Annotated in this window: 18 protein-coding genes; 13 read left to right on the top strand and 5 right to left on the bottom strand. The window is 64.5% G+C overall.

Features of this window, described 5'->3' with window-relative positions:
* The first annotated feature begins 1 nt into the window (after position 1).
* The 4 genes from FJ946_RS04445 to FJ946_RS04430 all read left to right on the top strand — a co-directional run bounded on the left by FJ946_RS04445 (position 2) and on the right by FJ946_RS04430 (position 3,164).
* Positions 2-361 carry a TIGR04076 family protein gene (locus tag FJ946_RS04445; protein ID WP_140514555.1) on the top strand — a complete coding sequence of 120 codons (360 nt, stop codon included), beginning with the start codon at positions 2-4 and terminating at the stop codon, positions 359-361.
* The gene (locus FJ946_RS04440; RefSeq protein ID WP_140564360.1) at positions 358-1,413 is read left to right on the top strand and encodes an aldo/keto reductase; all 1,056 of its coding nucleotides are present in this window, start codon (positions 358-360) and stop codon (positions 1,411-1,413) included. Before FJ946_RS04445 ends, FJ946_RS04440 begins: the two co-directional genes overlap by 4 nt.
* Positions 1,410-1,841 (top strand): DUF4440 domain-containing protein, encoded by a 432-nt coding sequence (locus FJ946_RS04435; protein WP_140564359.1) that lies wholly within the window; start codon positions 1,410-1,412, stop codon positions 1,839-1,841. Before FJ946_RS04440 ends, FJ946_RS04435 begins: the two co-directional genes overlap by 4 nt.
* A 63-nt stretch (positions 1,842-1,904) precedes the next feature.
* The gene (locus FJ946_RS04430; protein ID WP_140564358.1) at positions 1,905-3,164 is read left to right on the top strand and encodes an ABC transporter substrate-binding protein; all 1,260 of its coding nucleotides are present in this window, start codon (positions 1,905-1,907) and stop codon (positions 3,162-3,164) included.
* Positions 3,165-3,273: 109 nt separating this feature from the next.
* Here FJ946_RS04430 and FJ946_RS04425 read toward each other — a convergent pair whose 3' ends face one another.
* Positions 3,274-4,935, bottom strand: a complete 1,662-nt coding sequence (locus tag FJ946_RS04425; protein WP_140564357.1) for an alkaline phosphatase family protein — start codon at positions 4,933-4,935, stop codon at positions 3,274-3,276.
* Positions 4,936-5,066: 131 nt separating this feature from the next.
* Between FJ946_RS04425 and pcaD the strand changes: the two genes are divergently transcribed.
* Positions 5,067-5,891 carry a 3-oxoadipate enol-lactonase gene (pcaD, locus tag FJ946_RS04420; protein ID WP_140564356.1) on the top strand — a complete coding sequence of 275 codons (825 nt, stop codon included), beginning with the start codon at positions 5,067-5,069 and terminating at the stop codon, positions 5,889-5,891.
* Here pcaD and FJ946_RS04415 read toward each other — a convergent pair.
* Genes FJ946_RS04415 through FJ946_RS04405 form a run of 3 tightly spaced genes read right to left on the bottom strand, consistent with a single transcriptional unit; the run spans position 5,881 to position 8,932 of the window.
* Positions 5,881-6,744, bottom strand: coding sequence for a carbohydrate ABC transporter permease (locus tag FJ946_RS04415; protein ID WP_140497680.1), 864 nt, complete (start codon positions 6,742-6,744; stop codon positions 5,881-5,883). The two genes, pcaD and FJ946_RS04415, sit on opposite strands and share 11 nt — an antisense overlap.
* Positions 6,741-7,631, bottom strand: coding sequence for a sugar ABC transporter permease (locus tag FJ946_RS04410; RefSeq protein WP_140497682.1), 891 nt, complete (start codon positions 7,629-7,631; stop codon positions 6,741-6,743). Before FJ946_RS04410 ends, FJ946_RS04415 begins: the two co-directional genes overlap by 4 nt.
* An 8-nt stretch (positions 7,632-7,639) precedes the next feature.
* On the bottom strand, positions 7,640-8,932 hold the full coding sequence (locus FJ946_RS04405; RefSeq protein ID WP_140564355.1) for a sugar ABC transporter substrate-binding protein: 1,293 nt from the start codon (positions 8,930-8,932) through the stop codon (positions 7,640-7,642).
* 321 nt (positions 8,933-9,253) lie between these two features.
* Here FJ946_RS04405 and FJ946_RS04400 point away from each other — a divergent pair, with 321 nt between their 5' ends.
* From FJ946_RS04400 to FJ946_RS04365, 8 genes are all read left to right on the top strand, one after another.
* Complete coding sequence (locus tag FJ946_RS04400; RefSeq protein ID WP_140514572.1) at positions 9,254-10,522, top strand: extracellular solute-binding protein; 1,269 nt, start codon at positions 9,254-9,256, stop codon at positions 10,520-10,522.
* A gap of 51 nt (positions 10,523-10,573) precedes the next feature.
* Positions 10,574-11,506 carry a sugar ABC transporter permease gene (locus FJ946_RS04395; protein WP_140564354.1) on the top strand — a complete coding sequence of 311 codons (933 nt, stop codon included), beginning with the start codon at positions 10,574-10,576 and terminating at the stop codon, positions 11,504-11,506.
* Complete coding sequence (locus FJ946_RS04390) at positions 11,503-12,360, top strand: carbohydrate ABC transporter permease (RefSeq protein ID WP_140555548.1); 858 nt, start codon at positions 11,503-11,505, stop codon at positions 12,358-12,360. The genes FJ946_RS04395 and FJ946_RS04390 overlap by 4 nt, the downstream gene beginning before the upstream one ends.
* Positions 12,357-13,094, top strand: a complete 738-nt coding sequence (locus tag FJ946_RS04385; protein ID WP_140514580.1) for a PIG-L family deacetylase — start codon at positions 12,357-12,359, stop codon at positions 13,092-13,094. Before FJ946_RS04390 ends, FJ946_RS04385 begins: the two co-directional genes overlap by 4 nt.
* Positions 13,091-13,966: an ROK family protein gene (locus FJ946_RS04380; protein ID WP_140564353.1), complete on the top strand. Its 876-nt coding sequence runs from the start codon at positions 13,091-13,093 to the stop codon at positions 13,964-13,966. The genes FJ946_RS04385 and FJ946_RS04380 overlap by 4 nt, the downstream gene beginning before the upstream one ends.
* Positions 13,963-14,733 carry a GntR family transcriptional regulator gene (locus tag FJ946_RS04375; protein WP_140562046.1) on the top strand — a complete coding sequence of 257 codons (771 nt, stop codon included), beginning with the start codon at positions 13,963-13,965 and terminating at the stop codon, positions 14,731-14,733. The genes FJ946_RS04380 and FJ946_RS04375 overlap by 4 nt, the downstream gene beginning before the upstream one ends.
* A gap of 40 nt (positions 14,734-14,773) precedes the next feature.
* Positions 14,774-15,565 carry an SIS domain-containing protein gene (locus FJ946_RS04370; protein ID WP_140520921.1) on the top strand — a complete coding sequence of 264 codons (792 nt, stop codon included), beginning with the start codon at positions 14,774-14,776 and terminating at the stop codon, positions 15,563-15,565.
* Between the two features lie 288 nt (positions 15,566-15,853).
* Positions 15,854-16,888, top strand: a complete 1,035-nt coding sequence (locus FJ946_RS04365) for a LacI family DNA-binding transcriptional regulator (RefSeq protein WP_140564352.1) — start codon at positions 15,854-15,856, stop codon at positions 16,886-16,888.
* On the opposite strand, the gene FJ946_RS04360 is transcribed toward FJ946_RS04365, so the two are convergent.
* Positions 16,876-17,826 carry an alpha/beta hydrolase gene (locus FJ946_RS04360; RefSeq protein ID WP_140564459.1) on the bottom strand — a complete coding sequence of 317 codons (951 nt, stop codon included), beginning with the start codon at positions 17,824-17,826 and terminating at the stop codon, positions 16,876-16,878. The genes FJ946_RS04365 and FJ946_RS04360 overlap by 13 nt on opposite strands.
* Between the last annotated feature and the right edge of the window lie 6 nt (positions 17,827-17,832).

The following is a 17,832-nucleotide window of genomic DNA, read 5'->3' as shown; positions in this document are numbered from 1 at the left end:
AATGGCTGAACGCGACGACAGCTTCGAACTTTTCGATCTCCGCGTCGAGGCTGTCGTGCCCGAAGGCAAGGCGGTTTATTGCGGCGCCAAGCCCGGCGACTATTTCGAGCTGAAGGGCGAGATGCTGTCGATGCCGGCGGGCCAGGGATTTTCGATCTATTCCATAGCGGCCGTGCTGCCGCTGCTGGCGGCGAAGCAGCGCCCCACCCATGCCAATGACTGGATGACCTCGGATGCCGAGATCGCCTGTCCCGATCCCAATTGCGCCAGCAGGCTCAGGATCGTCAGGACCGGCAAACGGCGGTTCAGTCACGCCGAGACCACGGCGGTGCCGCTGCCGAAGGAGAGTGAGCAGAGATGACCGCCAAGACTTTCGAACTCAACCCCGGCTACACCATCTCGCGCGTCATTCGCGGTGGCTGGCAGTTGGCCGGCGGCCACGGCGCGGTCGACCGTCAGCAGGCGGTATCTGACCTGATCGCCACGTTCGACGCCGGCATCTGGACCTATGACTGCGCCGATATCTACACCGGCGTCGAGGAGCTGATCGGAGCGGCGCGGCTGCGTCTGGCCAACGAACGTGGTCTCGATGCCGCCGCCAGGATGAGGGTGCACACCAAGCTGGTGCCGGACCTCGAGCGGCTCGCCGGCATCAGCCGCGACTACATCAGAGGCATCGTCGACCAGTCTCTGCGCCGGCTGAAGACCGAACGGCTCGACCTCGTGCAGTTCCACTGGTGGGACTATTCAGTGCCTCGCTATGTCGACGCGATGGGTTGGCTCGACGAGCTCCGGCTGGAAGGCAAGGTGCGCAATGTCGGCACCACCAATTTCGATACGCAGCGCCTTGGCGAGATCCTGTCGGCCGGCGTGCCAGTCGTCAGCCAGCAACTGCAATACTCGGTCCTCGACCAGCGTCCGGCGGCGAGCCTCGCCGCGCTCGCCGCGCGCAACGGCGTCAGCTTTCTCTGCTACGGTTCGGTGGCCGGCGGCTTTCTCGGCGACAGATGGCTCGGCGTCGCCGAGCCGGACATGCCGCTCGAAAACCGCTCGCTGGTCAAATACAAGCTGATCATAGACGATTTCGGCGGCTGGGAGCTCTTCCAGGCCCTGCTCAGTGTGCTGAAGCGCATCGGCGACCGCCACAGCGTCGACATCGCCACTGTCGCCAGCGCCTGGGTGCTCGAGCAGCCGCAAGTGGCGGCCGTCATCGTCGGCGCCCGCAACCAGGCGCATGCGCTGGCCAATGCGAAGATCATGGATGTCGCGCTCGGGGCCGAGGACCGGGCGGAGATCGGCGCCGTGATCGCCCAGAGCCGTGGTCCCCTCGGCGACGTCTACACGCTGGAGCGTGACCGTCACGGCCGCCACGGCTCGATCATGCACTACAACCTCAACGCGGCCCGGCCATGAGCGCCACCACCGAAAGGCTGTTTTCGCGGGCCAGCACCGAAATCGTCGAGTTGCATCGCTTCTTCGTCGACTGGTTCGTCGCATCGCGCGCCGGCAAGGCCGATTTCAGCCGCTTCGAACGCGTCATGGGCGAAGGCCTGGCCATGGTCACGCCTGACGGCACGGTCCTCGATCGCGATGTGGTGGTCGACCATGTCCGCGCAAGCCGCGCTTCCTGCGACGAAGCCTTCGCCATCTCGATCGAGGACATCCGGCCGGGCTGGCAAACCGGCGACGCGATCGTCGTGCTCTATGTCGAGGCGCAGTTGCGAGGCGGCAAGCATAGCCGCCGTCAGTCGAGTGCGCTCTTCACCACCAATCCATCGGCGCCCAACGGCGTCGAATGGCGACATCTGCATGAAACCTGGCTGCAGATGCCGGAAAGCTGAACAGGCTCCAGACGTGAAATTTGGTTCGTGTAACTCAATTCGTGTAGCTCAAGGGGAACAACAATGAGAAAGACGATACTCCAACTCACCACCGCGCTCGCTCTCGTGACGATCGCCGGCGCGGCCCATGCCGCCGACTGCAAGATCACGGTCGGCCTGGTCATGGAATTGACCGGACCGGCCGGTGAATACGGCCAGGCCGGCGCAAAATCGGTCGAGATGGCCTTCCGCGACATCAACGACGCCGGCGGCGTTCGCGGCTGCGATCTGGTGACCGACACGCGTGATAGTCAGAGCCAGGGCAATATCGCCGTCGATGCGGCGACCCAGTTGGTTCAGGTCAAGAAGGTGCCGGTGATCATCGGCGGCATCATCTCCTCGGTGTCGATCCCGATCCTGACCTCGGTCACCGCCCCGGCCAAGATCGTGCAGGTCTCGCCGGCTTCGTCCTCGCCGACGCTGACCGCACTCGGGCGCGATGGCAAGACCAACGGCATCTTCTTCCGCACCATCACCTCCGATGCGCTGCAAGGCGTGGCCGCCGCGAAATACGCCATCGACAAGGGCTTCAAGAAGCTGTCGATCATCCATGTCAACAATGATTTCGGCGTCAACATGGTGGCCGAATTCTCGCGCGCCTACAAAGCGCTCGGGGGCACCGTCGTCTCCGACACGCCCTACAACGAGAAGCAGTCGAGCTATGCCTCGGAAGTGACGGCGGCCATGGCCGGCGAGCCCGACGGGCTTTATCTCGTCAGCACGCCGGTCGACGGCGCCACCGTCGCCCGCACCTGGATTTCGCAAGGGGGCGTGCAGAAATTCCTGCTCAATGACGGCATGAACAGCCCGGACTTCATCGAGTCCGTCGGCGCCGACTATCTCAAGGAGGCCTATGGCACCTCGTCCGGCACCAGCCCGACCGCCTCCACCGACTACTTCACCAAGAACTACAAGGCGTTTTCGGGCATCGAACCGTCCAATCCCGCGGCCGACCGTTCCTATGATGCCGGCGCCATTGTCGGCCTGGCAATCGCCATCGCCGGCTCAGAGGATCCGGCCAAGATCAAGGACGCCATGTACAAGGCGGTCGATCCGGCTGGCGCGCCGATCTTTGCCGGCAAGGACGAGTTCGCCAAGGCGCTCGGATTGATCAAGGAAGGCAAGCCGATCCGCTACGAAGGTGTCATCGGCCCGGTCGCCTTCGACAAATATGGCGACATCACCGGTCCGTTCCGCCTGTGGAAGATCGTCGACGGCAAGGTAACGACCGACGGTGAAATGACCACGGACGACGTCAACGCCCTGCAGGCGAAGCTCCAATAGGCCGCCACATCAGGCAGTCCGGCACCGATCGCTCGATGCCGGACTGCTCGCAACCTGCCTTGGCCTTGCGCTCTGAAATTCATGTCGTCCACAACAAGGGCTGCGGGCTTCATTCTCCCGACCCGCGTGACAGCCAGCGCCTGCGTCTTTCGCGCTGTTCGGCGAGCTCGGCCTCGTCCCAGTAGCCGATCAGCACGCCGGGCTCGATCAACGGATCGAAGTGCCGCAGCTTGTCGTCGTTTCCCGTCAGCCATTCCTCGGCGGCGGTGATGCGGTTGTTGGGCAGCGCCAGCCAGCGGAACAGCGCCTGCCGTAGTCGTTCGATGTCGGCCGCCGCCGATGCTTCGGTGCCGAGATCGCGCAGTTCGTCCGGATCGCCGTTCAGATCGAAGAACATCGGCGCCAGGCCCTCGCCATGGACCAGTTTGAAGCGGCCGTCGGTGATCATGTAGAGCTTGCAGTCGGCGACCGGCATACCGAGCTTCAGCCGCGCGGCATCGCCGCCATAGTCGTACTCGCTCACCGCGTGGCGCCGCCAGTTCACGTCCTGGCCGGCCAGCAGCGGCGCCAGCGACCGGCCCTCGAGAACGTGCGGCTTCGCCTTGCCGCCGAAGAAGTCGAGGAAGGTGGGCGCGAGGTCGATCATCTCCACCAGCGCCTCCGACGTAGTGCCGCGCGTCGCGTCGGCCTGCCGGCGCGGATCGTAGACGATCATCGGCACCTTGGCCGCGACATCGTGGAACAGGTATTTTTCGCCCAGCCAATGGTCGCCGAGATAATCGCCGTGGTCGGAGGTGAACACGATCATCGTGTTGTCGAACAGGGCGCGCTGCTCCATGAACTCGAACAATCCGCCCAACTGATCGTCGATCTGCCTGATCAGGCCCATATAGCAGGGAACGACCCTTTCGCGGACCTCGTCGCGGGAGAAGTTCCTGGAATAGCGCTCCTGCTGGAAGGCTTCGAAGATCGGGTGAGGCGAGACGCGTTCTGCTTCGCTGCGCACGACCGGCTTTATGTCGGCCTTGCCGTACATGTCGTGATAGGGCGCCGGCACGATGTAGGGCCAGTGCGGCTTGATGTAGGAGAGATGCGCGCACCAGGCTTCGCCCTTTGCCTCGGCCTCCTCGATGAAGCGCATGGCGCGGCGCGTCATGTAGGGCGTTTCCGAATGCTCCTCGGGAATGCGCGCCGGCTTGTCGGCATGGACGAGCAGCCAGCCGTTGAAATTCTCGCCGTTCTCGCCTTCACCGGAATTGGCCCAGTGCTCCCACGGATTGGCGGCATCGAAGCCGTGCTCGCGCAGATATTGGTCGTAGGCCGGGTCGGGATCGTAGGCGGACGACGGATGCAACCCGTCGTCGCGCTCGAACGGTTCGAAGCCGCATTCGGCGACGCGCACGCCTATGATGGACGTCTTGTCGATGCCGAGGCGCTCCATGCCTTCCTCGTCGGCCCTCATATGCGTCTTGCCGATCAGCGCGCAGCGCACGCCGATCTCGCGCAGATGCTCGCCGAGCGTAGGCTCGCCGACCCTGAGCGGCACGCCGTTAAGCGTCGATCCGTGCGAGCGGACATAGCGGCCTGTATAGGCACTCATGCGCGAGGGCCCGCACACGGTCGATTGCACATAGGCGTTGGTGAAGCGCACGCCGCGGCTGGCCAGCCGGTCGATATTCGGCGTGTGCAGGGTCTGGTGTCCGGCGCAGCTCAAATAGTCGAAGCGCAGCTGGTCGCACATGATGAAAAGGACGTTGCGGCGGTCTGTCATTGGTCGTCCGTCATTGTGGTTCGCGCAAGACCGGTGTGCCAGAACGGCCGATGTCCTACAACGATGCCTCAAAATATCATTTTACCCAACCAGATGCCTCATGCACTGTGGGAGCCGGGAGGGTCGAAATCGTGCCGTTCGTCACCATTGGCGGCCTTGCGCTGCACCACCGCTATGTCGAGGCGACCGGCACCGCGCGGCCGGTGATCTTCATCAATTCGCTGGGTACCGATTTGCGCATCTGGGACGATGTCATCTCGCAATTAAGCGGTGACATGCCTCTGCTGGTCTACGACAAGCGCGGCCACGGACTTTCCGATATCGGCAGCGGCATCCGGTCGATCGATGATCATGTCGACGATCTCCTGGGCCTCATCGATCATTTCGATCTCGGCAGGGTCGTGCTGTTCGGCCTGTCGGTCGGTGGCTTGATCGCGCAGCGGCTCTATACCCGTCATCCCAGCTGCGTTGAGGCTCTGATCCTGTCCGACACGGCGCACAAGATCGGCACGGACGAGAGCTGGAATAAGCGTATCGCCACCGTCGAGCGCGACGGGATCGAGGCGATAGCCGACGGTGTGATGGAAGCATGGTTCACGCCCGGCTTCCATGCCGCGCGTGCGGCCGACCTTGCCGGTTGCCGCAATATGCTGACCAGGCAGGTGCTGCCGGGTTACATCGGGACATGCATGGCGGTCCGCGACGCCGACCTCACCGAGGCCGCGCGGCGTATCGCGGTGCCGACACTTTGCATGGTCGGCGACCAGGACGGCTCGACACCGCCCGATCTCGTCCGCTCGCTGGCAGCGCTGATCCCCGGCGCCCGCTTTGAAATCATTCCTAATGCCGGCCATATTCCCTGCATCGAACAGCCGGAGGCGGTGGTCGCGCTGATCCGCGATTTTGTCGCGTCGCCTCCTCCGGGGCAGAAACCTTTGAGCGCGGCTACCCCTTGATCGCCGAGCCGACGATGGAATCGACGAAAAAGCGCTGCAGCAGGACGAAGAGGATGAGCGGCGGCAGCACGGCAAGCGTCGCGCCGGCCATCACCAACCCGGTGTTGACGGCGCCTCTGTTGTAACTCAACAGCCGGCTGAGGCTGATGACGATCGGATAGGCGTCGGCGTTGCCTTGCAGCACGGTCAGCGGCCACAGATAGCTGTTCCAGTGATAGACGAAGGCAAACAGCGCCAATGCCGCGATCGCCGGCGCCACGCTGGGCGCCACGATCTTGAACAGGATCAGCAGTTCGGAGGCGCCGTCCATGCGCGCAGCGTCGATCAGATCGTCAGGCACGCTTGCAATGAACTGGCGCATCAGGAAGATACCGAAGGCATTGGCGAGGTTGGGCACGATGATGCCGGCGAGGCTGGCATTGAGGCCGATCGAGCCGACGAGGCGATAGAGCGGGATCAGCGTCACGATCGGCGGCAGGAACATGGTCGCGATCAGCACCGAGAACAAAAGCGAGCGGCCGGGGAAGTGGTATTTGGCGAAGGCGTAGCCGGCCATCATGCTGGTGATGAGGATACCGGCTGTGGTGATCGAGGCGATGACCAGGGAATTCCACATAGAACGGCCGACATTGACCACGCCCGAAACTTTCCCGTAGGCGTCGAGGCTCGGCGTGTGCGGGATCCACACCGGCGGCACCTGCATGCTCTCGGCCGGAGTCTTGAGACTGGACAGAACCATCCAAACCAGCGGAAAGGCCGACGCCACGGCCACGAGCAGCATGAGCGTGGCCAGCAGCGCCTTGCGGCCGGCGGGGCGTCTGCGCGGCAACCGGCTCGACGATCCCGCGCTCATTCCTGATCCTTCCGGTTGGCAAAGGCGAACAGAGCGCAGACCACGACGATCAGCGACAGCATCAGCATGACGGCCATGGCCGAACCCAGTCCGCCCTGCGCGCGCTCGATGCCGACGCGGCGTATGTGATAGGTCAAGACATTGGTCGAGCCGACCGGCCCGCCCTGCGTGATCAGCGCCACCGGCTCGAACACCTGCACGGCGTTGATGATGGCGATCACCGCGCTGAACAGGAGTGTGCGCCGCAGCAACGGCAAGGTGATGAAGCGGAACTGCTCGAACCGGTTGGCGCCGTCGAGTTTTGCCGCCTCGTAGAGGCTGCCGGAAATCTGGGTCAGCCCCGCAATCGCCAGCACCGTGAAATAGCCGACCTGCTGCCACACGTTGAGCAGGACGATCGAGATCAGCGCCGAGCGCGGGGACGACAAAAAGGGCTGCGGGCCGACGCCGATCAGGCCGAGCATCTGATTCAGCGGCCCTTCACCAGGCGAATAGAGTTTCGACCACACCAGCGCCACCGCGATCATCGGTACCATATAGGTGGAAAACAGCACGGTCCGCAGCGCCGTGCCGCCGCCAACATCGTGCTGGTGGACCATCAGCCCGAAGGCGACCGAGAGCGGCAGGATGAGGATGACGGAAAGCGCGGTGTAGATGGAGGTGTTGATCAACGCGCCCTTGAAGTCGCGTCCGACCGATGAGGCGCCGAAAATCTCGCGAAAATTGTCGAAGCCGATGAAGGCCGCATTGGAAAAAGGCGTCTGCGTCGACCAGTCCTGGAAGGATAGCCAGACGGTGAGCAGCATCGGCAACAGGATGAAGATGCCGATCAACGTCACGGCGGGCGCCAGCATGATGCCCGCCGAGGCACGGTACCTGTTGATCATGGTTCGGTCTACTTGGCGGCGCGCTCCAGGATCGAGGCGGCGTCCGCTTGCGCCGTCGCCTGCGCATCCTTGGCCGAGACCTGGCCATACTGCAACGCCTCCAGCGTCTGCTGTAGGGATTCCGAGAACTCCTGTCCGCCCGGCACGACCGGGAAGGGCTTGGCGTCGGCCAGCACGCTGACATAGCCCGACAGGAATTCCGAGCCGAGCTTGTCCTTGTGGGCCTCGATATCGGAGCTGCGCGAGGGCAGGATGCCCATCGACATCAATATGTCGGACATCGCCGAGGCGCCGTTCTTGCCGGATTTCGGATTGTTGAGCCAGGCCAGGAATTCCCATGCGGCCTTCTGCTCGGCCTCGCCGGCATTGCCGTTGACCACCGTCATCCAGGAATAGGAGATCGAATGCGGCTTGTCGCCGCTCGGGCCGACGGGGATTGGTGCGGTGGCGATATCCGCGAATCTGTCGCCCATGCCTGCCTTCAGCGCGCTTTCCCACCAATTGGCCATGATGATCATGCCGGTGTTGCCGGAGACGAAATTGTCGAGGAAGGGGCCGGTGGTGTTGGCGTCTGCCGTCGCCATGGCCGGCACGCTGGCGCCCGATTTGATGAGCTCCTCATAGAGCTGGAAGGTCTGCGCGGCCTGCGGAGTGTCCAGCGCCGGCTTGCCGTCCTTGACCAGGTCGCCGCCATTGGAGACCAGCAGCGAGGCGAAGGGGTGGACGACGCCCGCCGCCCAGGAATTGATCATGCCGAAACCCTGCTGGCCGGCATCCTTGTTGGTCAGCTTCTTCGCCGCCTCCTTGAACTCGTCCCAGGTTTTCGGCGCGGCGGCAATGCCGGCCTGCTTGAACAGTGCCTTGTTGTAGTTCAGCGCGTAGACGTCGATCTCGTTGGGAATGCCGTAGAGCTTGCCGCCGACCGACGCGGCGCTCACCACGCCAGCGGGCCATGCTCCCTTGACCTCTTCGGCGACGGGGTCGGGGGCGGGCGCGACGAGCTTGTCGCGGGCGAGCTCAGGCAACCAGAGATCGTAGATGCCGCCGATCGTGGGACCGTCCGCGCCGCCGCCCTGGGAGCGCAGCGTGGTCAGGAGATCGCCGAAGGGAACGGCGCGCACGGTGACGCTGACATCTGGATTTGTCTTCGCATAGTCCTTGGCCGCCGCTTCCAGCAATGCGACCGTCTCCGGCGACCAATGGGTGAGATAGGAGATGTTGACCGACTGCGCCCAGCCGCTGGCGGGCAGGATGGCCAGGCTCGCGGCCAGAGCCAGTTTCGAAGTCCAGGCAAGAGACATTCTCATCCTCCCTCAGGCTAGCGATCACGATGACGTTATGACAACATGAAGCATTGGCGCAAGGGCCCGATTGCGAAAAAGCTGCGCATGGCGCTGTCCCTGATTTCTCTGCTGTCCGTTCACATACGAAATTTACGGTGGAAATACAGTTAGCTGTGAAGGAATCATGGTTGATTGGCTTAGCCCAGCCGTTCCCGGAGGGAGTGTCAGACCTCTTGCGGATGCTGCTATGTCGTTATAATGACTTTCCTGAGGAATGACTCTCCGCGGCGTCGATAGGGCCGTGGGACGCCAAGGACAGATAAAAATGGGAGACTGGCAATGAGCATGCTTTCAATTCACCGACGCGCAGCCCTTGGCCTGATCGGCGGCCTTGCCGCCTGCGCTGGCCTGTTCACCAGCCTGCCGGCGCGGGCCGACAGCACGGTGACGCTGTGGAGCTGGCGCACCGAGGACGAAGCCGCGATGCGCCGCATCTTCGATGCCTTCGAGGCCAAGAACCCAGGCATCAAGGTCAACATCCAGTTCACGCCGGATGCCGACTACCAGAACCGCCTGAGCACGGCGTTGCGTGGCGGGCGCGGGCCCGACATCGCCCAGCTCAAGGCCTATGGCGAATTGCAGCCTTTCGTCGAGGCGGGCTATCTCGACGCGCTCGACGAGAGCGTGCCGGAACTGAAGAGCATGCCGGACGCAGCCCTTGGCGGCGCGCGTGGGCGCTCCGACGGCAAGCTCTACGGCGTGCCCTATTCGGTGCCGATGATGGGCGTCTTCTACAACAAGGATATCTTTGCCGCGCAGGGCATCGAGGTCCCCAAGACCTACAAGGATTTCGTCGCCGCCTGCGACAAGCTGAAGGCGGCCGGCATCACGCCGATCGCCACCGGCGGCGCCAACGGCTCGGCGTGGGAGCTGGAGATCGGCGTCGGCGTCATCGGCCCGACCGTCTACGGCCCCGGCTTTTACGACGAGATGATGACCGGCAAGGCGACCTTCGAGGATCCGCGCTATGTCGCGGCGCTGAAGCGCTTCGCCGAGCTGAAGCCTTATTTCCCCGACGGCTTCGCCGGGATCGACTACACCACCGCCACCCAGCAGTTCATTGGTGGCAAGGCCGCGATGTTTCTTGGCGGTTCGTTCGAGAATGGCAGCTTCAAATCGCAGAACCCGAAGCTGAAATTCTCGATCTTCCCGTTCCCCGCCGACGATGCGGGGGCAAAGCTCTACACCTCGGCCTTCTCGGACGGCTCCTACGGCCTCGTCTCCGAAAGCGCGAACAAGGAAGCCGCGATCAAGGTGCTGGACTTCATGGCCTCGGCCGAATTCGCGCAAATGTTCGCCGACGAACTCGGCTGGCCGCCGGCCCGCACCGATGTCACGGTGAAGGACCCGGTATTGGCCGAGATGATGGAGATGTCGAAGAACTCGACGCCCTACCTGACGCTGGTCGGCTTCCGCTGGCAGTCGCCGACCGCCTCTTCCGTCCTGCAAGCGGAGATCATCGACATGGTCGAAGGCAACATCGCACCGGAGAAGCTGGCGGCCGACATGCAGGCCGCCGTCGCCACCTGGTTCAAGCCGAAGCAGTAAGGAGCCGGCCGGCTGCAATGCCGCCGGCCTCTCACCGGGCAAAAACCGCGCATGACCAACCTTCGCCGCAAAAGCAGCCTGAAGCGCACGCAGCAGCGCATGGCCGTGCTTTTCATCCTGCCGGCGCTGGCCGTCTACGCCCTGTTCGTCCTCTATCCCTTGGCGATGTCGCTGTGGGGCAGCTTCTTCATCTGGAAGGGGCTGCGCATCACCGAGTTCGCCGGCCTGTCGAATTTTTCGCGCCTGTTCGTTTTCCCCAGTAGCGCCAGGCTCTACGGCGCGCTCTGGCACAACACCGCCTGGTTCTTCGGCATCATGGTCTTCCAGAACGGCATCGGACTGCTGTTCGCCTGGCTGCTGTTCCTGCGTGATCGGGGTGCTGCCTTCTTCCAGTCGGTTTTTTTCTTCCCCGCGGTGCTGAGCCCGGTCATCGTCGGTGCGCTGTGGCGCCTGCTGTTGGCGCCGGGCGGCGTGGTCGAATGGGCGCTGAACGGGCTTGGCCTGCATCAGGGCAGCCTAACCGTGCTTGGCAACAGCCACACCGCGCTGGCCATGCTGGTCGCCGTCGACGCCTGGAACTGGATGGGCCTGCCGGTGCTGATCTACACGGCGGGCCTGCGGCAGATTTCGGGCCAGATCTTCGAGGCGGCGAAACTCGACGGCGCCGGCAATGCGCGCATGCTGTTCTCCGTCGCGCTGCCCTTGCTGATGCCGGCGCTGGGCACGCTGACGACTTTGTCCTTCATCAACACCTTCAACCAGTTCGACATCGTCTATGTGATGCAAGGCGTGCAGGGCAATCCGAGCTATTCGACCGACACGCTGGTGACCTATTTCTACAGGCTGGCCTTCGGCGCGGAGGGCGCCGTCGGCATCACCGACATCGGCCTAGCGCTGGCGTTGGGCACCATGCTGTTCCTCATCCTCAGCGTCGGCACGCTGTTGATGCTGCGTTTCTTCGACCGCCGCACGGTGCAGCTATGAGCGCGCTGACCATGGCAGGCAATCCCGTGATCTCGCGCCGGCTTTCGCGGCTGCCCGGCTGGACGGTGCTTGCCCTGTGGACGGCGGCCGTGCTGCTGCCGCTCTACATCCTCGTCGTCTCCTGCTTCAAGTCGACGGCCGAAATCTACGACAACCGGCTCGGCCTGCCGGCAAGCTGGGCCTTCGACAATTTCGTCAACGCCTGGACGCGCGCCGACCTCGGCCACAATTTCATCAACAGCCTGATCGTCACCGCCGGGACGGTCATCCTCACCATCGTCGTCTCGGCCATGGCCGCCTATCCGCTCAGCCGCTATCGGCTGGGCTGGAACGCCATCATGCTCGGCCTGTTCCTGTCCGGCATCATGCTGCCGATAAGGCTCGCCTCGGTCGAGCTGTTCACGCTGATGCGCAATCTCGGCCTGCTGGATTCCCTGACCGGACTGATCCTCGTCTATTCGGCGATCCGCATTCCCTTCGCCGTCTTCATCTTCGCCAATTTCATGCGCGTCCTGCCCTCCGAACTCGACGAGGCGGCACGCATGGACGGCGCCGGCGAGGTCCGCATCCTGTTCCAGATCATCCTGCCGATGGTGAAGCCGGCGGTGTCGATCGTCGCCATCTTCACGGCGATCGCCGTGTGGAACGACTTCTTCTTCCCGCTGATCTTCATCTTCGACGACCGCTACAAGACCGTGCCGCTGGCCATCAGCGTCTTCGTCGGCCAGTACCGCACCGATTGGGGCCTGGTGTTCGCCTCGCTGGCGATCTCCATGGCGCCGATCCTGATCATGTATTGTCTGCTCGCCCGCCAGATTCGAGAGGGCGTAGGCGCCGGGGGAGGCATGAAATGATCGAGGACAGGATCTATGCCGCCAAATCCATCCTGGTCGTCGGCGCGCATGCCTTCGATGCCGAGGTGATCGCCGGACCGCTGGCGGCGGCCGCCGTAATGAGGGGCGCCACGGTGACGTTCCTGCACCTGAGCATGGGCGAGCAGGGCCATCCGTGCCTGATCCCCGAGCACTATTGCGCTCAGAAGGAAGAGGAAGCGGGCAGGGCCGCCGCTCGCCTCGGCGTCGCCATGCGCAATCTTGGCCTGCATGACGCCTTCCTGCCTTCCGATGACGAGACGGCGCTGAAACTGTGCGATGTCATTCGCGAGCTGAAGCCGGAAGTGGTCATAACCCATTGGCACGGCAGCTGGCACAAGGACCATCGCGCCGCAGCCAAGCTGACGCAGACCGGCATCTTCTTCGCCGCCCTTCCGACTGTTGCGCGCGACCATGCCGCCTTTACGCCGGGCTTGCTGCTGTTCGGCGAGAACTGGGAGGACGATGACGGTTTCCGCCCCGAGCACCTGGTCGACGTCAGCGACGGCTTCGAGGCGTGGAGCGAGGCGGTGCATGAATACGAGCTGGCGCGGGGCCTGAGCAGCTTCCCCTATGTCGATTACTACAGCGCGCTCTACCGTCTGCGCGGCTGCCTGCGCGGCACGCGCCATGCGCAGGCCTTCGCGGCGGCCTCGCATTCCTGGAACGCCGGCAGCGGTCTGTTCGCGCCACCGGCTGCCGGAGGGCGCCGATGACGCGGGTTCTGGCCATCGATCTCGGCGGCACAAATCTGCGTGCCGCCGTCCAGTCCGGCAATGTCAGCGCGCTGGAGAGGCCGAGCCGCGAACCGGCGCCGGCAAGCCTTGATGCCTTCGTCGCCCGTATCGCGGCGCTTTGCGCCGAGGCTGGCGCGGTCAAGGCGTTGGGCCTGGCGGTGCCAGGTCTCGTCGAGGGGTCGGTCTGCCGCTGGATCCCGAATCTCCCTTGGCTCGACGGTGTCGACATCGCGGCGCTGTTCCCGCAATTGCGCGTCGCCGTTGGCAATGACGCGCAGATCGCCCTGCTGGCGGAAGCCGTTGAAGGCAGCGCGAAGGGCATGTCGGATGCGATCCTGCTGGCAATCGGCACGGGCATAGGCTCGGCGGTGCTCGCCAACCACCGCATCGTCGCCGGCACGCATGGCGGCGCCTGCTCGTTCGGCTGGGCCTGCGCCGACATCAAGGACCATGGCGAGGAGCGCAGCGGCTGGCTGGAGCGCGTTGCATCGGGCCGCGCGCTTGACGCGCTTGCCGGCCAGGTCGGCCTTGCCAGCGGCCGCCAGCTGATCGCGGCTGCCCAGGCGGGCGAACTCGCGGCACAGACCTTGCTCGAGCTGCCGGCGCGCCGGCTGGGCACCGCGCTTGCCGGCGCCGTCGCGCTGCTCGACCCCCAGGTGGTCCTGGTTTCCGGCGGCCTTGCCGATGCGCTTGACGTCATCGGACCGCCGCTGCTTGCCGCGCTGCGGCGCCAATTGCCGCCGCATCTGCGCGGCATTTCTCTCAAGGCTGGCGCGTTCGGCCCCGGCGCCGGCCTGGTCGGTGCGGCAGTGGCCGGACAGGCCGGAAGCGGGTGGAGACAGATCCGATGAGTGAAGCCAGTTTTCAGCAGCCGGATCGCAGAAGGCCCGAGCCGCTCTGGTATCAGGTCGAGGAGGCCATCCGCGCCATCGTCAAAAGCGGCGAATGGGCGACGGGCGACCAGATCCCGGCCGAAGACCGGCTGGGCGCGCTGTTCGGGGTCAGCCGCATCACGCTGCGCCACGCTTTGCGCAATCTGGAGGAAAGCGGATTGCTGCGCCGCGAACACGGACGCGGCACCTTCGTGCGCTCCACCACGCTCGTCGCCGGCACCCGCGAACTGACGAGCTTCACTCAGGAGATGGGCAATATCGGCGTCGTTGCCGGCTCGCGCCTGCTCGATTGCAGCCTCACCACCGCCAATGCGGCAGCGGCCGGCGCGCTGGAGATTGAGGAGGGTGACCCGGTGGTGCGCATCCGGCGGCTGCGGCTCGGCAACAACGAGCCGATCGGCATCCAGACGGCGCAGCTCTCAGCCGCACGTGTGCCGGGCTTCCTCGACGCCGGCCTGCTGCAGGGATCGCTGTACGAGGCGCTGGAGCGCCACTACGGCATCGTGCCGGTGGCGGCGCGCGAGAATTATCGCGTCGGCGCGGTTGGCGCGGCGGATGCCGAGCTGCTCGATCTGCCGGTCGGCAGTCCGGCTTTCGTGGTCGAGCGTATCGCCACCGACGAGCGCGGTCCGTTCGAGTTCACTGTCTCCATCATGCGCGGCGACCGCTACGAGATACGCTCGACGCTGCGCGCCGGGCGCGTCCCGTCAAATCCGCGAAGCTGATCCATCATCACCCAAGCAGACACTTAACAGGAGTACCCACGTGTCCGACCTCTACATTCACCGTCTCGCCGCCCTCATCGACCAGGCAGCGAAAACCAATGAAGCGGCCTTTGGCCAGGCAGCCAGCCGCTTTGCCGACTCGCTTGAAGGCGGCGGTCTGATCCATCTCTACGGTTCAGGCCATTCGGTGCTGCCGGTGCAGGAAGTGTTTCCGCGTTACGGCAGCTATGTCGGTTTCAACCCGCTGACGGACCCGCGCGTGATGTGGCACAATGTGCTCGGCGCCGGCGGCGTGCGTGAGCTGCTGTGGCTGGAGCGCACCGAGAAATACGCCGAAAAATTCCTGGATCATCAGCCGCTCAACAAGGGTGACTCCATCATCATCTTCGGCCACAGCGGCCGCAACTCTTCCGGCATCGATACGGCGCTCTATGCCAGGAAGCGCGGCATCTTCGTCGTTGCGGTCACCAGCAAGAACAATCTCGACAAGCCCGCGACGCACTCCTCCGGCAAGCGACTGGCCGACGCGGCCGATCTCGTCATCGACACCTGCTCGCCGATAGAGGATGCGATCGTGCCGGTCGAGGGCTGGAGCCGTCCGGTCTCCGGCTCTTCGACGGTGCTCGCCATGATCCTGGCGCATGAGCTGATCGCGCGTACCGCCGAGCAGCTCGCCAAGCGCGGCATCGAACTGCCGGTCTTCGCCTCGCCGACGATCGCGGGCGTGACCCTGCACGACACCGATGTCATCTACGGCGTCTACCGCGAACGCATGCTGGAAGCACAGAAAAAGCACCTGCCGGCCTTCCAGGCGACGATGCGGGGCGAATGATGTTCGGGGCGGGAGGCGTCGCGGACGCCTCCCGCCATGGATGCGCCCAATACGAACTTATCATCGTCGATGCAAGACCGGGCCTATCCCATTGGCTTCCTTCCGAAGCTTCAGTGTCGCTTTGAAAGCGTCAATAAATAATTTGACGCGCGTAATGATTCCGCGATCTATTGGGAACCGTTAAAACTTGACTGGACAAGTTCGGTCGAGCATTGCTGCTTCCAGGCAACGGCCGCGTGACTCGTGTCGGCCGGGGCGGCGGGCGAGGGCAAGGGACCCTGAATATCGATGGCGGAAAAGACGCACCGCACGATGGATGACTTCGCCCGGGCGTGCGGCGTGTCACGGCCGACCCTGTCGAAATATTTCGATGATCCGGCGAGCGTCAAGCCGGCGACGCGCACCCGCATCGAGGCCGCGCTTCGCTCCTCGGATTATCAGCCGAACCTCTTCGCCCGTAATCTCAACCGCAAGCGCACCCGCAATGTCGGCATCGTCGTGCCGGCGATTACCGATCCGTTCTATGCCGAGATGGTCAGCCGCATTGAGCTGCGCTGCCGCGACGAAGGTTTTTGGCCGATCGTCATCTCCTCGCACGGTTCGCCCAGGCTTGAGTCGGAATCGGTCAAGACGCTCACCTCGCTGAAGGTGGCCGGCGCCATCGTGGCCCCGCTGGGATCGGTTTCCGAGCCGGGCGTCTTCGAACGGATGGGCAAAGACATCCCGATCGTCTATTTCGACACCTATATCGAGGGTGACACGCCCTTCGTCGGCAACGACAACCACCAGAGCACGTCGATCATGGTCGATTATCTCTGCCGGTCCGGCGAGCCGCCGGTGTATGTCGACATCCCGCACGTCAACCACAATTCGGGCGAGCGACTGCAAAGCTACATCGAGACGATGCGGGCCGCCGGCCTTGAGCCTGTCGTCATCAACGCGGCGCGTGACTACACCTGGGACTTCGAGCGGATCGGCCATGAATGGATGGAAAGGACGCTCGACAAGGGAGGCCTGCCTGGCCGCACCATTCTGTGCGCCAATGACCGTCTCGCCTTCGGCATCATGTCGGCCGCTTTCACGCGCGGGCTGAAGATCGGCCTCAAGCCCGATTGCGATTTCCGTGTCGCCGCCCATGACGACCACCCGTTGAGCCGCTACACCTGTCCGCCGCTCACCACCATGGCGCAGGACTTCGCCGCAATGGCCGGCCGCAGCGTCGAGATCTTGCTGGCTTTGCTCGACGAGGCCCGCCCGCCCGCGCATGACCTCGTGCGAAACGTCAAGCTCGGCGCGACCCTGGTGATGCGTCAGTCGGCCTGAGCGCGCGTCTGCAATTGGAGCCAGGCCGCGGCCTCGCTCATCGCTTGCCGCGCGGCGAGAATGTAGCGGCCCATCGAGACGAAGCCGTGGATCTGGCCCGGCCAGTGCCGCAGGACCAGCGGCACCCCTTCAGCAAGCAGGCGTTCGCCATAGGCGGTCCCTTCGTCGGCCAGGATATCGTGACCGGCGGTCACGACAAACGCCGGCGCCGCGCCTGCAAGGCTCGGTGCCAGCAGCGGCGAAACGCGCCAGTCCTTGATGTCGTCCGGGGTGCGCACATAGTGGTCGCGGAACCAGGCCATGGTGGCGGCGGTCAGTCCAAACCCGTTGCCGAAACGGCGGTAGCTGTCCGCCGTCTGGCGGGCATCGGTGTTGGGATAGATCAGGATCTGGGCGGCAAGCGGCGGTGCTTGCCCGTCGCGGGCGAGCAGTGCCAGCACGGCGGCAAGGTTTCCACCGGCGCTGTCGCCGGCAACGGCGATACGGGCCGGATCGATGCCGAGCTCCCCGGCGTCTTGCGCCATGAAGCGAAGCGCCGCCGCGCAGTCCTCGAGTCCGGCGGGGAACTTGTGCTCTGGTGCCAGTCGATAATCGGGGCAGACGACGACGGCATTGGCCAGATTGGCCAGCCAGCGGCAGATCTCGTCATGCGAATCGAGATTGCCGATGACCCAGCCGCCGCCATGCAGATAGAGCACGGCGCGCGCGCCGGTTCGCGGTGCGCCGATGCCGCGATGGATGCGGATCGGGACCGGGCCGTTCGGTCCGTCGAGCTGCCGCTGCGACGTCGCCGCGACCGGCTCATGTTCGCCCTGCTGCGCCGGGAACGAAGCATTGTAGGCGGCCCGCGCCGCCGCCACGCTGCCGTTCTCGAACGGCTCACCACCGGCCGCGCGGCCGATTTCCAAGGCACGCAGAGCATCAGGATCGAGCGTCATCGCAAT

Source organism: Mesorhizobium sp. B2-4-7 (assembly GCF_006442685.1).
GTDB lineage: Bacteria > Pseudomonadota > Alphaproteobacteria > Rhizobiales > Rhizobiaceae > Mesorhizobium.
Note: the sequence above shows the minus strand (reverse complement) of the source record. Positions and strands in the feature narration are given on the sequence as shown.

Excerpts from the sequence above, each read along its gene's own strand:
- FJ946_RS04430 (WP_140564358.1), top strand. The coding sequence starts at position 1,905 with ATGAGAAAGACGATACTCCAACTCACCACCGCGCTCGCTCTCGTGACG.
- FJ946_RS04415 (WP_140497680.1), bottom strand. The coding sequence starts at position 6,744 with ATGAGCGCGGGATCGTCGAGCCGGTTGCCGCGCAGACGCCCCGCCGGC.
- FJ946_RS04385 (WP_140514580.1), top strand. The coding sequence starts at position 12,357 with ATGATCGAGGACAGGATCTATGCCGCCAAATCCATCCTGGTCGTCGGC.
- FJ946_RS04445 (WP_140514555.1), top strand. The coding sequence starts at position 2 with ATGGCTGAACGCGACGACAGCTTCGAACTTTTCGATCTCCGCGTCGAG.
- FJ946_RS04395 (WP_140564354.1), top strand. The coding sequence starts at position 10,574 with ATGACCAACCTTCGCCGCAAAAGCAGCCTGAAGCGCACGCAGCAGCGC.
- FJ946_RS04405 (WP_140564355.1), bottom strand. The coding sequence starts at position 8,932 with ATGTCTCTTGCCTGGACTTCGAAACTGGCTCTGGCCGCGAGCCTGGCC.
- FJ946_RS04440 (WP_140564360.1), top strand. The coding sequence starts at position 358 with ATGACCGCCAAGACTTTCGAACTCAACCCCGGCTACACCATCTCGCGC.
- FJ946_RS04410 (WP_140497682.1), bottom strand. The coding sequence starts at position 7,631 with ATGATCAACAGGTACCGTGCCTCGGCGGGCATCATGCTGGCGCCCGCC.
- FJ946_RS04380 (WP_140564353.1), top strand. The coding sequence starts at position 13,091 with ATGACGCGGGTTCTGGCCATCGATCTCGGCGGCACAAATCTGCGTGCC.
- FJ946_RS04400 (WP_140514572.1), top strand. The coding sequence starts at position 9,254 with ATGAGCATGCTTTCAATTCACCGACGCGCAGCCCTTGGCCTGATCGGC.
- FJ946_RS04390 (WP_140555548.1), top strand. The coding sequence starts at position 11,503 with ATGAGCGCGCTGACCATGGCAGGCAATCCCGTGATCTCGCGCCGGCTT.
- FJ946_RS04425 (WP_140564357.1), bottom strand. The coding sequence starts at position 4,935 with ATGACAGACCGCCGCAACGTCCTTTTCATCATGTGCGACCAGCTGCGC.
- FJ946_RS04375 (WP_140562046.1), top strand. The coding sequence starts at position 13,963 with ATGAGTGAAGCCAGTTTTCAGCAGCCGGATCGCAGAAGGCCCGAGCCG.
- FJ946_RS04360 (WP_140564459.1), bottom strand. The coding sequence starts at position 17,826 with ATGACGCTCGATCCTGATGCTCTGCGTGCCTTGGAAATCGGCCGCGCG.
- FJ946_RS04435 (WP_140564359.1), top strand. The coding sequence starts at position 1,410 with ATGAGCGCCACCACCGAAAGGCTGTTTTCGCGGGCCAGCACCGAAATC.
- FJ946_RS04365 (WP_140564352.1), top strand. The coding sequence starts at position 15,854 with ATGGCGGAAAAGACGCACCGCACGATGGATGACTTCGCCCGGGCGTGC.